The organism is Streptomyces flavidovirens DSM 40150 (assembly GCF_000429085.1).
In the GTDB taxonomy this organism is placed as follows: Bacteria; Actinomycetota; Actinomycetes; order Streptomycetales; family Streptomycetaceae; genus Streptomyces; species Streptomyces flavidovirens.
Map to the genome: position 1 here is coordinate 41,177 of NZ_AUBE01000028.1, position 14,058 is coordinate 55,234.

The 14,058-nt window shown below is 68.2% G+C and carries 14 protein-coding genes; 7 read left to right on the forward strand and 7 right to left on the reverse strand.

Annotated features, from left to right (window positions below):
* The first annotated feature begins 356 nt into the window (after window positions 1-356).
* The 7 genes from G412_RS36175 (at window position 357) to G412_RS36185 (ending at window position 5,968) form a co-directional block, all read left to right on the forward strand.
* Window positions 357-1,013 carry a hypothetical protein gene (locus G412_RS36175; protein WP_051338639.1) on the forward strand — a complete coding sequence of 219 codons (657 nt, stop codon included), beginning with the start codon at window positions 357-359 and terminating at the stop codon, window positions 1,011-1,013.
* Entirely contained in the window at window positions 1,010-2,200 is a 1,191-nt protein-coding gene (locus G412_RS0127125) for a S8 family peptidase (protein ID WP_028814820.1), read from the forward strand. The genes G412_RS36175 and G412_RS0127125 overlap by 4 nt, the downstream gene beginning before the upstream one ends.
* 324 nt (window positions 2,201-2,524) lie before the next feature.
* Window positions 2,525-2,848, forward strand: a complete 324-nt coding sequence (locus tag G412_RS0127130; protein WP_028814821.1) for a hypothetical protein — start codon at window positions 2,525-2,527, stop codon at window positions 2,846-2,848.
* Window positions 2,848-4,116, forward strand: coding sequence for a putative T7SS-secreted protein (locus tag G412_RS36180; protein ID WP_051338640.1), 1,269 nt, complete (start codon window positions 2,848-2,850; stop codon window positions 4,114-4,116). Before G412_RS0127130 ends, G412_RS36180 begins: the two co-directional genes overlap by 1 nt.
* Window positions 4,113-4,799: a hypothetical protein gene (locus tag G412_RS0127140; protein ID WP_028814822.1), complete on the forward strand. Its 687-nt coding sequence runs from the start codon at window positions 4,113-4,115 to the stop codon at window positions 4,797-4,799. Before G412_RS36180 ends, G412_RS0127140 begins: the two co-directional genes overlap by 4 nt.
* Window positions 4,796-5,422 carry a hypothetical protein gene (locus G412_RS0127145; RefSeq protein ID WP_028814823.1) on the forward strand — a complete coding sequence of 209 codons (627 nt, stop codon included), beginning with the start codon at window positions 4,796-4,798 and terminating at the stop codon, window positions 5,420-5,422. Before G412_RS0127140 ends, G412_RS0127145 begins: the two co-directional genes overlap by 4 nt.
* 123 nt (window positions 5,423-5,545) lie before the next feature.
* Window positions 5,546-5,968, forward strand: a complete 423-nt coding sequence (locus tag G412_RS36185; RefSeq protein ID WP_051338641.1) for a hypothetical protein — start codon at window positions 5,546-5,548, stop codon at window positions 5,966-5,968.
* A gap of 128 nt (window positions 5,969-6,096) precedes the next feature.
* Here the strand turns inward: G412_RS36185 and G412_RS0127155 are convergent, their stop codons facing one another.
* The 7 genes from G412_RS0127155 to G412_RS0127180 all read right to left on the reverse strand — a co-directional run bounded on the left by G412_RS0127155 (window position 6,097) and on the right by G412_RS0127180 (window position 14,039).
* The gene (locus tag G412_RS0127155; RefSeq protein WP_028814824.1) at window positions 6,097-7,410 is read right to left on the reverse strand and encodes an SUKH-4 family immunity protein; all 1,314 of its coding nucleotides are present in this window, start codon (window positions 7,408-7,410) and stop codon (window positions 6,097-6,099) included.
* A gap of 45 nt (window positions 7,411-7,455) precedes the next feature.
* A complete protein-coding gene (locus G412_RS41120; protein WP_244283240.1) occupies window positions 7,456-8,112 on the reverse strand; it encodes a hypothetical protein in 657 nt (218 codons plus the stop codon).
* Between the two features lie 304 nt (window positions 8,113-8,416).
* On the reverse strand, window positions 8,417-9,265 hold the full coding sequence (locus G412_RS41125; protein ID WP_244283242.1) for a hypothetical protein: 849 nt from the start codon (window positions 9,263-9,265) through the stop codon (window positions 8,417-8,419).
* Between the two features lie 169 nt (window positions 9,266-9,434).
* Window positions 9,435-10,952, reverse strand: a complete 1,518-nt coding sequence (locus G412_RS0127165; protein ID WP_028814825.1) for an SUKH-4 family immunity protein — start codon at window positions 10,950-10,952, stop codon at window positions 9,435-9,437.
* Entirely contained in the window at window positions 10,927-11,685 is a 759-nt protein-coding gene (locus tag G412_RS39845) for a P-loop NTPase family protein (RefSeq protein ID WP_157839172.1), read from the reverse strand. The genes G412_RS0127165 and G412_RS39845 overlap by 26 nt, the downstream gene beginning before the upstream one ends.
* Window positions 11,686-11,732: 47 nt before the next feature.
* Window positions 11,733-13,646, reverse strand: a complete 1,914-nt coding sequence (locus tag G412_RS0127175; protein WP_028814827.1) for a hypothetical protein — start codon at window positions 13,644-13,646, stop codon at window positions 11,733-11,735.
* A 63-nt stretch (window positions 13,647-13,709) separates the two neighbouring features.
* Window positions 13,710-14,039 (reverse strand): hypothetical protein, encoded by a 330-nt coding sequence (locus tag G412_RS0127180; RefSeq protein ID WP_028814828.1) that lies wholly within the window; start codon window positions 14,037-14,039, stop codon window positions 13,710-13,712.
* Window positions 14,040-14,058: the final 19 nt, after the last annotated feature.

Sequence of the window (14,058 nt, forward strand, 5' to 3'; positions counted from 1 at the left end):
TCAATGCCGTCGCGTGCGGACGGGTGGAGTGACTCGTGCCTCTCCCGGAAGTATCGCGCGAGAGGGAGAAGATGACCTACCCGACGCCGCCCGGAGGCCCGGGCAGCGCCAGCAACCCGTACGGGCAGCCGCCGCCCCAGCACGGTGGCTGGCAGCAACACCATCCGCAGCACGGACCGATACACACACCGCACGTACCGGCCACTCCTCCAGGGGTATGGCCCATAGGCCCTCCCGGTTCGCCGCCTGCGCCTCCGCCTCCGCCTCCTTCAGGAGGGCGTACTGTCCGCGCGGTCTTCGGTGTTCTGCTCGCTCTGGTCGGCACCATCGCGCTCTTGGGCGGCGGCGCTGTCGCAATGCACGCGTACAACAACAGCCGCCAGACGATCGCCAATCCTGCCTACGGGCCTGTGCTGTGGCGAGACGAGCCCGCCGACGAGCTCTTCCCCGACCACCTCGGCAGGAGGGACGGCGGGGCCGGCGACGTCACGAAGCCCGAGAACGCAAGCTGGCACCGGCTCGGCATTTCGCCCGACACGTCATGCGACAAGGGGCTGACCGCCACTGTCAAAAGGGCCGCGAACCGGCTCGGATGCAAAGCGGTGCTGCGTGCCACATACGTCGATCCGACGGGGAACACGGTCGCGACAGTCGTGCTCATTGTTCTCCCCGAGGGCGAGTCGAAGAAGAAGGAACTGGAAGATTTCTTTCTCGCGCAGGACGGGCAGGCGGCGACGGTGAATCCACTGCCGGTGCCTGGCACTCTCGCGGCCGGTTTCAAGCCGGACAGGCGCAATGGTGCGGCGCTCCGGCAGACGGGCGGTGAAAACCTTCCCTACGCCATCGCGGCGACCACGGGAGCGGCTGATGGGCGAGTCGCCGGAGACCTGCCGGACGCGTCTGACATCGACGTAACGTTGGACCGAGAGTCCTGGCACGGTGTAGCGGGCAATGTCGTGGAGCTGCTGAAAGCCCACATCGACGAACTGCAGATGGCGGGGGCGAGCGCATGAGATTCCGGCACGTAAGGCCGACAGCGGTCGCACTGGCATTGAGCGGACTCCTGTACGCCCTGGCCCCCGCGCCTGCTGCAGCGGCGGCCGAAGCAGCGCCTCGCGGGTGGGAAGCGGATGCGCTCGGCCTTTCGGCGGCCCACCGGGCGAGCCGGGGCGCGGGCGTCACTGTCGCTGTTCTCGACAGTGGGGTGGCGGCCGATCACCCTGGCCTGAAAGGGAAAGTGACCACTGGGCCCGACTTCTACGCGGACGGTCTCGACCCAGCGAGCCCCCGGTGGGGCAAGCACGGTACGGCCATGGCCTCGGATGTCCTCAAAGTCGCCCCGCAGGCCAAGATTCTCTCCGTCAGGGTGATCGACGACTCCAAGGAGGGCGACAAGCAGCGCGGAGAGGGCCTGGAGCCGATTGCGGACGGCATCAGGTATGCGGTTGACCATGGTGCCGACGTGATCTCGCTGTCCCTGGGAAGTGCTGACTTCACCACGTACTCCAACTACGACGCGGAAGCGGTCGGTTACGCGGTGAGCCATGGGGTGACCGTCGTGGCGGGGGCCGGCAACAGCGGGGATCACTCCTCCAACGGTGCCTTCCCCGCGGGCTATGCGAGCACGATCGCCGTCGCCGCCACGCAGCAGGGCGGCGGCCGGGCGGAGTTCTCGACCGTACGCACGCACAACTCGGTCGCCGCGCCGGGCGTGGGCATCATCAGCGCCACGAAGGAGGGTGGCTACCGGGCCATCAACGGCAGCTCACCGGCGACTGCCCTGGCGGCCGGTGTCGTAGCGCTGATGCGTGCCCACAACCCGAAGCTCACGCCCGGGCAGATCCGCACGATCCTGACGCGCACTGCTCACCACCCGCCGGGCGGGCGCGACGCCCACGTCGGATATGGACAGATCGATGCCGCTGCCGCCGTGAAGGCCGCAGCCTCACCGCCGACGGACAAGGCCGGGGTGGTGAAGTACCAGGGCAAGGAGCATTTGGCTGATCCGACCGGTACGTCGAAGTCCACCACCCAGCCCATGGAGCAGGGGGTATGGCTGACCGGCTTGGGCGTCGCGGGGGTGGGACTGGTGATGCTGATCGGCGGAGCGGTCCTGGCCATGGCACGGCGCAGGGCCGGAGCCACAGTCGGAGCAGGGCCGACGGGCATGGCGCCACCTCCGGGGCACTTCCCCACCTGAGCGCAGCCAAAGCCGCGGTCACAAGTTCTCCACGGAACCAGCCGCCGGTGTCTGCGACCTCGGGATCGCGAGGGCATAAGGTGTTGTGTGACTTATGGGGAGGGTGTTGCCGGAGGGGCTGACGTCCGCTTCGCCGGCAATTTGAGGGTGAGTGTTGCCCGTCCAGCACCCCTGCGAAACTTTCTCGGGAGCCTCCAGAAAGTCTGCACGCCAGCCGGACCGCCGAGTCGACCGGAGGTTGCCTTTCGCGGTGATCCTTGAGGCCCGCTCCGAGAGTCGCCTGTTCGTGATGAGTCGGTACTTGATGAGGGAGAACTCCGGTCCATGGGGGATCAGTTCAAGACAGATACGGATCAGCTGGGGGAGTTCCTCAAGACTCTCGAGGGTTGCGTCCGGGATCTCAATGAGGCGCGTTCCGCTCTCGAGCACGTCCGTGCCGACCAGATCGGGACGAGTCGGCTCGATGAGGCGTGTGACGGATTCCAGGAGCGTTGGAAGCACGGATCTGAGCAGACCAAGAAGATGATCGAAGCCGTCAGTGAAGGCGTGAAGTCCAACAAGAAGGGTTACGAGGAAGTCGAGGAAGCACTGGAGAAGGTGCTCAATCAGATGGCGAAGAACACCTCGGGCAAAGGGGCCTCGAAGTAATGGCGGCCAACCCCTACCCCAATCTCGGCTGGAACCCCGTACCCGGCATCCCCACAGAAGTGACCTCGCTGCAACGGAAGGTCGCCTCGGCGGCGACCGCGTTGGACACCTGCCACAAACAGCTCCAGAAGCTGCTCGGCGAGAGCAGTTACTGGCAGGGTGATGCGGCAGAGCAGTTCCGCAAGGCCATCGACGGCGATCTGCCGACCTACATTAAGAACGCCGCGCACTCTCTGCAGAAGGCATCGAACCAGCTGAAGAACTGGGACGGCCACCTGACGTCTAACCGCGAACTGGCGCAGAAATACGACGCTGACGCGGGGGAGAAGAAGTCGGCAGCCGCGAAGGCCAAGGGAGCGTACGAGCAAGCAGGGCAGCACCCGGACCTGAAGCTTGCCGGCCAGCAGTTCCCCAGCGAGGCCGAGGCCGACGCGGCGACGGCGCGGCTGCGGGCGGCCGAGAAGAGCATGAACGAGGCGGCCGCATCGCTGGAGAAGGCCAACGCGGCGTACAACGATGTCACCAGCAAGGCCAAGGAGCTGGAGACTCAGCACGCAGATCAGGCGGAGATCGTCGCCAAGGCGCTCGATGGTGCCACGGACAAGCTGGCGCCCAAGGAGCCGGGTTTCTGGAGCAAAGTCGGGGACATCATCAGTGGCACCTGGGACTTCCTCAAGAAGCACGCGGGAACGATCGGTGCTATCGCCGGGCTGCTGGCCCTTTTCCCCACCCCCCTTGCGCCGCTCTTCGCCGGCATCGCGATCGGCGCCAGCGCGCTCTCCATGGGCAAAAACCTCTCCGACGGAAAATTCCGTGGAGATTTGATGTTCCAGGGGAGCGGCATGGACGCTTTCTCTGCTTGGGCCTCCATTGGCGGTGACGTCCTCGGAATGGTTCCGGGCGCGAGGCTTGTGGGCGCGACAGCCAGAGAGATCGGCGATGGACTGCAGATGGCCAGAAGCATGAACGTGTCTCCGACCATGGTCGAAAAGGTGACCGAGTTCGGCAGAGAGTTCGGCACGGGCTACATGACGGCTGCCAGGGAGGGGTCCTACGGCATGTGGCAGGCTGCCGGCGAGAGTGCCAGGGGCTCCGCCAGGCTCATGGGCGACATCACCGCCAACGGTCTCAACGTCGCGGCGAACAGCGTGACGTCGATGGAAGAAGAAGGCATGCTGTCGAAGGAAGGGGCGTCTCACAACGCCGCTGAGGACACCAAGGCCGCTGTCGGAGCGTATGGTCTCGCCAGGCTGCGCGGTGTCCTGTGACGGAGCCGAAGCCGGATTTCTGGTATCTGATTCCGCACGGCTACGTTCCGCTGGATCTGAACCCCCCGCTCGAGCAGATCGAATCCCTTGTCCGGCAGGTACTCAGCCTGCCCGATGAACAGCGTGACCGCGCGGAGCGCGTCTTGCGCTTCTACACCGGCATCATTACCTCGATGAACGCGCAGGACGTGCGGGTTTGCCTGTTCGGCATGCATCCGGATGATCAGGGCGACCCCACCTTTTCGGTGGTCACGTTCTCGACGGTCCAGGCATCCGGCGGCCACGCGAAGCTGGTCATTGCCGGTATGGCGGGAACCGCTGCCGACTCACCGGAAGAGGGCCTGCGCCCGCTGGAGCTGCCTGCCGGCCTGGGCCTGCTCACCGAGGAGATGCGAAGCATGCCTGCACCGGGGCCCCCGCCCGAGGGCAGCGACGACCCTCCCGTCGAGACCGTGTGGCAGGGTACGGTCGCGCTTACCTGCCCCGGCAACTCCGACATCCTCGTGCTCCAGATGGTGACGCCTGCTGTCGATCTCGCCGATCACTACCGGGACATACTGATCGGTGTCGCACACACTGTCTCGTTCACAGACCCGTCGCTTCCGGAAACGGCGGGGGATGCCACGGACGGGGACCCGGAACCGGGATCCGTGGCTGCGATGGTGAGGAGCGACTTCGGATGACAGACCAGCCGGTGGCCCCGGACGTCGAACAGGTACTGAAGTCCGGCTATCGCCAGCTCTACAGGCTTCTAGCTGCACGTATCACCGTCATAGCGGTACTGGTCGGTGTGCCGATCTGGTTGAACAGGTCCGGCGCCGAAGCAACGTTCTTCCTGGCCCTGCCTCTCGTCGCCGCGATGGTCTTCTTCGTGCTGACGGTCTACCGCATCAGGTGCGGAGTGCGTCTCGTGCAGTGTGCGAGGGTGCTGCGCCACTATCCGCTCGAGTTTCACACCCGGGTGGTGAAGAAGAGCGTGCTTCACGCCGAATATGCCGACGTGTACACGCTCCGGATCTCGACTCGGGGTGAAAGCGGCGCTGCCACCATGCTGGCCATCAACGCTGCGGGAAAGCGCCGCTGGCCGGGAGGTGTGGAGAACGGCGCATGGTTCGCGGGCGACTTCCCTTTCGGCGGCGTACTGGTGGTGCCCGGCAACGAAACGTTGCTGTTTCTCAACCCTGAGGACTGGGAGAAGTCAGCCAAGAGGCGCGCCGAGGCCGGCGCCGAACGTATCGCACGCGCGGAGCGGGCGGGGCTCGACAAGAGGAATTGGAAGCAGCCCATCATGTGGTACGGCGGATGACCGCTGTAGCGCGTCAACGGCACCGGGTGGCCGAACACTGTTGAGGGCATGGAGAGCCAACTCTGAAGCATGGTCCGTCGCTTGACGGGAGATACTGGGGGACCACAGGTGAGGAGAAGAGAGATGGCCCAGCAACCCCGGAACCCCCAGGGACCCGGCCCCGACCGCGGCGTGTGGGACGAAGCGCTCGAGCCCGAGCAGGTCCGCTCCCTGAACTCCGCGCTGCGCAAGCTCGCCGACGGTGGCGGCGGGAGCAAGGAACTGCAGGACACGGCGAAGAAAATGCTCTCGGGCCGCCTGCCCTTGCGTGAGGTTCTGGACGACCCGTCGGCTGCCCGTGCCCTGGGCAGCGGCCTGGCGTCCCTGCGGGGCCAGTGGGAGTCGCTCTCCGAGGAAGAGCGCGAACAGATCAGGCTCGGTGAGGTGCCTCCGGACGGCACCGGTGCCCCTTCGGACCCGAATGAGCCCCGGCGCCCGGCGGGCCAGCCTTCCGAGCCGCGGAAGAAGGGACCGGCGCGGCACAGCGGTGGCTTCTCGTTGTACTGAGCCGGCCTCCTGAGCTGAGTGGTACGGGTCGGCTCGCCGTACGAGCAGGGGAGCCGTCACGGGAGGCCGACGACTGGGTGGTGGATCACGGACGTAACGGTGCTCCTCAATCTCGTCGTTCCCTGCCCTCAGAACAGCCCGTGCCACATCTGCTCGACGATCAGCGACCACCAGGCACCCGGGTCCGCCAGGGCCGAGGCGTCGATCGCGGTCAGCTGCTCCTGGAACGTCGCCATCGCCGCACCGGCCGCGACCGGATCCATGCCCCGCATCTGCTGCCGGGTGGTGGCGAGGAGGGCGAGGGAGCGGGCGAAGGCGGAGGTTGAGATGTTGATGTAGCGGGCTGCCGCGTTGACAGGGTCGATCGCCCACAGGGCGCCGAGGCCGTTGGGTTCCGTCGGGCCGGGCTGGCACTGTACGGCGATGGCGGCCACCCCGTCCCAGCCGATGCGGGCCAGGTGGGCCAGCGCCGCGATCTTCTCCTCGCCGGCCGGGCTGCGGCGCTCGCGCAGGTTCGTGGCGATGTCGGTGAACAGGCCGCCGGCGGGCGGGCTGTCCGGCCGGTCGGCGGTGAAGAAGAGGGGGATGTCGGCCGGCAGCCCGGACCGGGTGAGCGTCGACCGGGCGGCCTCGGGCAGCCGGCTGTCGGCGAGGTCGTCGGCGTCGTAGCGGCGTACACCGTCCTGGCCGAAGACCTCGGCAAGGTGCCGCCCCAGGGTTACGTCGCGCATCGGCTCGGCCGGGGTCACGCTCGCGGGGACCGGGACGCGGTGCGGTCGCGGCGGCGGCTGCTGGTCGGCGATCCGGTGCATCGTCTCGACGTGCTGGAGCAGCGAGGCGATGCCTTCGGCGCGCGTCTCGGGCCTGGCGCCATAGGTGTGTGCGCAGGAGAGCTGGGCGTTGGGGAAGGTGTTGAGGAACTCGGCCGTGTAGCCGCCGGGGAGCAGGCTCGGGCGCAGGTCGGTGTGGATCGCGACGACATTGCCGATCGGTACGTTCATGCGCTGGAGCTCGGACCAGGCCTGGTATTCGACGGGCGGCAGGCCGGGACCCGAATTGCGGAAGAGGGTCGTCTCCTCGCCGGTCGACGGGTCGAGGTACGTGAAGACGGCGGTGTTTCCGGGCCCGGTGACCGGACGGGCACCTTCCACCGCACCGCCGCCGTGCTTCTGCTGATACATCCGTACGACGTCCTCGACCGGCACCGACGGCCAGACCGTCAGCTCACCGGTCCGGCGGTCGACAACCCCGCACGCGTCCCCGATCTCGGCGGGCGGCCGCCGCTCCCCGGTCACCGGGTCACGCTCCAGCGGCGCGGGCGCGGCCCACACCACCCACCCCAGGTCGAATTCCCGCATCCGGACCTCGCGGCGTGGAGCCTGCGAACCGTCGGGGTTGAGCCAACGGTCGGCGGTGGCGAATGCCTGCTCCTGGCTGATCACGAGGGGACTCCTTCGAGGCCGTGGGGTAAGTGGGTCGACGTAGGTTTACGAGGCTATCTGTGCGGCGCGCGGGCGGATCCGCAGGGCCTTGGCCCCGCGCTCGGTGGCGACGAGAAGGATGCCGTCGGGAGAGAGGTCGGCGGCGGTGAAGGGAGTGTCCGTGATCAGTGCCGCGACGACCTCCTCACTCGCCCGGTCCCAGACCCGCAGGTAGTCGGCGCCGCGGCTGAGCGCGAGTGGCGCAGCGACCCGCTCGTCCTCGTAGGGGCGCAGGATCTGTTCCGGTGCCGCTTCACCGAGAGGCGCCGGCTGTACGAGGCTGTGGACCAGCAGCGCGGACCCATCGCCCACAGGGCGAGCCCCGGGTGTGCCTTCGGGCACGACGAGAACCGCGACGGGGATCGCCTCCGCACCGCCGGGCTGCGGCAGGCTGCCGATCGTCACCGCCTTGACGCCCGCCACTGGCAGGCTCCACAGGGTCTGCCACGGTAGCTCCAGGCCAAGGCGGTGCACGGCGGCGGCGTACCCGGGCAGCCCGTCCTCGACGAACGCGGTCTCCAGCAGGGACGCCCTCAGCAGCACGGGAGCCATGGTGCGTGTCAGCAGCGGTGCAGTACGCAGATAGCTGTGGGCGGGTGCCCCCAGTTCCTCGGGAGCGACAGCCTCGATCGCGGCGCGCAGGAGCACCGGATCGGCGTACACGAAGAGCCCTGGGTCGGTGAGGAGTTGTGGGAGCAGACCCGCCTCGAGTGTGTGGCCCGCGATGTGGTCCCGTACATAGGGTCCGCCCTGCTCCAGTCCTGCTCGGGCACGGCTTCGAGCAGCGACATGGCGATGCGCGACTGGGCGCTGCGCATGTTGGGAAGACCGGCGCGTATGTCGTCGGCGATGGCCGGATGAGTCAGCCGGACCAGGGGGCGCCCCTCGGCGCCTTCAGCAGGTTGTACGAAGGCAGCAGGTTGTACGAAGGGACCGGCGAGCCGCATCCCGTCGGCCATCGGCGCGCTCATGTCATGACCTGCGATGGCTCCGGCGAGCCGTACCCAGAGGTCGACCGCATCCCGTCGTCCGGACCGAGCGCGAGCGGGGCCAGCATGGTCCGTAGCATCTGCGGATCAGCGCTGAGCCGGCGGGCGTGCAGGCCCAAGGCCTCTCCCACAGACCTCGGCAGCTGCTGTTCATCGGCGGGGTCGAAGCCATCGGGGGCCATGAGAACGCACTGGACGGCGAGCTCCACCACCAGATGACTGGCCCCGGCCCGGCGGCCGACTGCCTCGGCGAGGCCGAGGCGTGCCTCGGCGTCCACCGTGAACGGCAGCTCGGGGGCACCGAACCGGGTGCTCAGGGCCGCCTCGGCGTGCCCGACGAGCGCATCGGGATCGGCCCACTCCGGCTCGTCGAGATCGATGACCTGCACTACGCCCGACGGCAGGCCGGCCGCCAGATCGGAGGCGAGATGCCGTGGTACTTCCGCAAGAAGCCGGAGGTTCTCGACCGCGGCGAGCGGCTTGAGTACCTCGCCCACGACTCTGGCGGGCTCACCCGAGCCGCGGACTGGCCCTGCGCGGTCCACATCAGGCACGAAGACCACTACCGGTTCGTCGAGCGTGGACAGTTCGGCGTACACCCCTGCTGAGTCCGTGGCCTCCAGATCGTAATGATCTGCGATCAGCCACAGGAGCTGCGCGGCCGTCAGCCTCTCAGCACTGGGCACGGCAGGAGCCGGCAGCTCCGGTGGCACCGTGGCCGGGTCCATCTCGTCGAGGCGCAGCTGCTTGCGGAAGTCCGGGTCGCAGAGCATCAGGAAACCGGTGATCAGCCGGGACACCCCGCTGCCCGGCCCTCCTGTGAGCACGACAATGCGCAGGGCACCGGGCCACGCCATGCGCCACGCGGCCAAGGCGCGCAGCACTGCTGTGCGGCCGCCTATGTGGGGTGAGGCATGTAGCCGTCACTCGGGGCGGTCACAGTCTCGGTCCTCCGCCGTTCGCTGAGAAGGGGCTGGTACGAGCAAAATCCTATGGTCAGTCGGTTGCCTGGAAGGCGGCCGTCCAGACGCCTGCGGCGGTGCCGGTCTCGTCGAGGTCGGGCAGCGTGCCCGCCAAGTGGTCTCTGACCGCCACGCGTTCGATGCGGCTGCCTGATGCTGCGAGCATGCACCGGCCCATGACGTAGAACTGGAGCAGATCGATGAACGCCGTCAGGCTGCTGGCGACCAACACGGCCTGGCCGCCCTGCGCTTCACCGTCGTCTTCGTCGCCGGACTCGTCGTCGAAGTAGTCGTCGAAGTCGTCTTCGGTATTGGCCCAGCCGTCCGTGTCCAGCAGAAAGACCTGCCCGGTGGGGCCGTGGAGGACCATGTCACTGGTCACCCACTCACCGATCTTGTAGTACGCCCCGGTGAGGACCCCCGCCGGCAGTTCGGCGGTGTCCAATTCGGGCAGGCCCTGTTCGTCCAGGGCCGCAAGCTGCATCTCGACGCCCTCGAAGGCGGGCAGACCGATGTCGGTAAGGACTCGCCGCGTCTCGGTGTCTGTCACCCCCTCGGGGAGCCGGTTGGTGGGCAGCCGACGTACCACACCTGGTTCGAAGAGATCGGGGTCGTACGCGCCCCGGCGCTGCGGCGTCCCGGTGTGCAGGGCGGGGAGGAAGCCGTGATCACCGAAAATCGGCTCGCCGTGCACTCTGCTGATCCCTGATGCGGCAGCGGGGTCCTGGGGTTCGACGGCGAAGATACCGCCGAGCCCGGTCACCACCACAACGTCGCCCAGCGCCAACTGCTCCGCGACGAAGGGCGGTCCCAAGGTGTCGAACACGGTCAGGTCGTCCCAGGCAGGTGTGACGTTGCGTTCGGTGTCGGGGAGCCACAGCGTCTCGCCCTGTCCCGGTGCGGGCACCGCATCCGGCCAGGGGCCGGCCAGCTCCTCACCGGTCTCGACGTCCCAGACGCTGTACCGCCCGTCCCATTCCCCTTGGGCGATCACCGCACGCCGCCCGGGGCAGTAGCCCTCAGGGGCGACGGTCGGGTCTTCCAACGGACCGGGCCGGACGAACGCCGCGCTCAGTGCGCCCGGCGGCCGCCAGCGTGCCCAACGCACCCGCCACGGGAGCTGCTGCCCGGAGGCCGCGATGTCGGCGGCGGTCTCCAGGTCGCCGCGCACGGTACTCATCAGGTGCAGCCAGGACGCCCATTCGCCCTGCGGCAGGGAATCCACGCCCGATACCCACAGATTGACCGCGTCTCCGGCCGGGGATTCGGGGTCGACCCTGTAGGGGTCGTCGCAATGGGCCGCGTCGATCAGTGCGACCTGGTCGAGGTGGGCCACCAGGCGGCCGGAGCGCTGCACGGCATCGAACTGGCCGGCTTGCACAGCATGCATGGCCAGCCCTCGTGCCAGGTACGGGCCTGCTGTCTCCGCTGCCGACCGGCTCCGCAGCCACTCGACGAACTCCAGGTTCACCGCACGTACGACATCGAGGTCGGTGGTGCGGTGGAAGGACTCGGCGATGCGCTCGTCACGGAAGGAGACCCAGCCGGGCATCGACCTCAAGCAGCTGACTGGCTGACCGCAGTGTTGAAGTGGCATCAGCGGGCCGGCCCGTATGCGATCCCAGGGCCCGAGCGAGCGCTGTCCAGACGACAAGTGGTGCACGGCGTACCTCGGCCAGGGCGAGCGCTCGCAGAGCGTCGGCATCCGTCCGGGAAAGCTGCCGCTCCACGGCCTCCGCAGCCTCTTCGCCCGTACTCGGCTGGAGCGCCACCACCACATTCCTGTGCCGGCTTCTGGCATCGGGCATGTCCCGTTCGATCAAGACCTTCAAGCGGCCGGCAACAGCCAGTTCGACCGTGAAGCGGTGCACCATCCGGTCAGGCTCTGAGGAGCGTCGTGTGCGGCCTGCCCGTTGGGCGTTGGCGATGATGACCAAGCCACCACTGAACGAGGAGCGTCGAAGGGCGTAACCCCAGTCGGCACGGCGCTCAGGTGGAACGTCGAGTCCGGCTGCTTCCATGACGCGTTCGATGAGGTCTTCAGAGGTCAGCCCGGTGGCATCCACGAAGACCGCTCCGGGAACGGCCTCACGCAGCCGAAGCAGTGTCTGGGTCCGCCCGGAGCCCGGGGGGCCGGTCAGCTCAGCCACGCCGTGAGTTTCACTGTTCTGCCACTCGAGCAGATCAGTCAGGGTCTGTTCCGGTGATACAGGTGAAGGAACGGGTGCTTGCACGCTGGAAACCCGGTCGGCAGGCACCTCGTGACGGCGTACTCGCGTGGTCATTCCTGCCCCTTGTTGTTCGCGGAACTGCGTCGTCGGCGTTCGCTGAACTACGAGGTGGCCGGCGCCGGCTGCCGGATCCGCAGCGCCTTCGCCCCATGCTCGGTCGCGGCGACCAGGATGCCGTCGGGGGAGAGGTCGGCGCCGGTGAAGGCGGAGTCCGAGATCAGGGCAGCCGCGACTGTCTGGCGTGACCGGTCCCAGACACGAAGCTGATCTGTGCCTCGGTGGAGCGTGAGCGGGGCGGTTGCCCGGTCCTGTTCGGACAGCCGCAGCAGTTGTTCCGGTCCCGGCTCGTTGAAGACAGTCGGCTGTACGAGGCTGTGCATGAGCAGGGCGGAATCACTGTTCCCGGCCACAGGGAAGGCGCCGGGGGTGCCGGTGGGTACCGAGAGAGCGGCGACAGGGGTGGGCGCTTCTGCGGGGCGTGGGAGCATGCCGATCGTGACTTCGCTGATGTTGCGGAGGCGGACGCTCCACAGGGTCTGCCAGGGCAGGTCGAGGTTGAGCCGGTGCACCGCCGCGGCGAAATCCGGAAGCTGGTCCTCGACGAACGCGCTCTCCAGCAGCGCAGCGCGGGAAAGGGTGGGCGCCTGCGTGCGGGTCAGCAGGGGGGCGATACGCAGATACGTGCGTCCCGGTGCACCGAGCTCCTCCACCGGGACGGCTTCGACCGCTGCGCGCAGCGGTATCGAGTCGGCGTACACGAACAAGCCGGGGTCGGTCAGAAGTTGGGGCAGCAGCCCCGCTTCCAGGGTGTGGCCGGCGATGTAGTCACGTATGTAGGGATCGGCCTCGCTCCAGTCCTGCCCGGGGACGGCTTCCAGGAGTGCCACGGCGATCTGCGACTGTGCGGCCCGGACGTTGGGGAGACTGGATCGGAGCTCTTCGGCGAGCGCGGGGTGGATGGGCTTGAGCAGCGTGCGCTCGCTGTTCGCGCCCGTCTGAAGGGACTGTACGAACGGACCGGCCAGCGCTGCACTGCCCGAGATCGCCGTGGTCATGTCCTTGCCGGCCAGGGTGCTGACGAGCCGCCCCCACAGGTCGACCGGCAGACCGTCCCCCTCAACGAAGGCCAGGGGAGCGAGCAGTTGGCGCAGTGTCTGGGGATCGGCTCCGAGTCGGCGTGCGTGCAGATCGAGTGCCTCGCCCAGGCATGTTGGCAGTTGGCTCTCGTCTGTGGGTACGAAGCCTGCTGGACTCGCCAGGATGCTCTGGACGGCAAGCTGCACGGTGAGTGGGCTGGTCCCCGCGCGGCGCCCGATCGCCTCAGCGAGGGTCCGCCGGGTCGCAGGGTCGGTGGTGAACGGCAGCTCCGGCGCCCCGTGCTCGGGGCTGAGCAGGGCCTCGGCCTGCAGCACCAGACCCTGGGGGTCCGCCCACCGAGGGTCGTCGAGGTCGATGATCTGCGCGGTGCCGGGCGGCAACCCTTCAATGAGGCTCGCGGCGAGCTCACGCGGTACGTCGGCAAGGAGCCGGACGGTTTCCGTCGTGGCGAGAGGTCTGAGTGCTTCCTGTACGAGGCGGGCCGGCTCACCTGTGGTTCGGAGGGGGCCTGCCAGGTCGGTGTCCGGCACGACGACGGTCACGGTCCGGTCGAGGGCGGCCAGTTCGGCGTACACGTCCTCGATGCGCGTGGCCTGCAGACCGTAATGCTCCGCGAGCAGCCACCCGAATTGCGCCGCGGTGAGCCCTGCCGGGCTCGGCACCGCGGGGGCGGGGAGCTCGGGCGGCACGGTCGACGGGTCGAGGTCGGCCAGCGGAAGCCGTTTGCGGAACTCCGGGTCGCACAGCATGAGGAACCCGGTGACCAGATGCGAACGACCGCTGCCCGGGCTGCCGGTGAGGACGATAACGCGCGGCGTTCCTGGCCACTCCATCCGCCAGGCAGCGAGGGCGCGCAGTACGGCGACGCGGCCGCCTATGTGGGGATGTGGCGCGTAGCCGTTGGTCGGGGCGGTCATGGGTGTGGTCCTCGCGGGTGCCGGGTAACGGGCGAAGGCTGGCTGTCTGGCGTCGGGTGACGACTAGATGTTGCGTTCGAGGTTCTTGCGATAGAGCGCGATGGCTTGCTCAATCGGGTAGTTGGGGACGGTGACGGATTTGCCGGTCTCTTTGGAAACCACGATCTTGGCTCCGCCTGGCGGGGAGGGCTGTGGCCGGCCGGCGGCGTCGGTACGCGGCGGGAAGATCGCGTACACCAGGTAGCCGATGTCGAACTCGTGGACGTTCAGCTCGGCGGTCGTGCCGTCCGGCAGCTTGGGCTGGGCGTAGCGGCTGCGGACGATGGCCAGGGCCTGGTCGGGGGTGGTGGGCGGGGTGTGTGGGGGGGGGGCAGCGGGGCTTTCCGGCGCCATGAGGGCGGCCTCTCTGTGC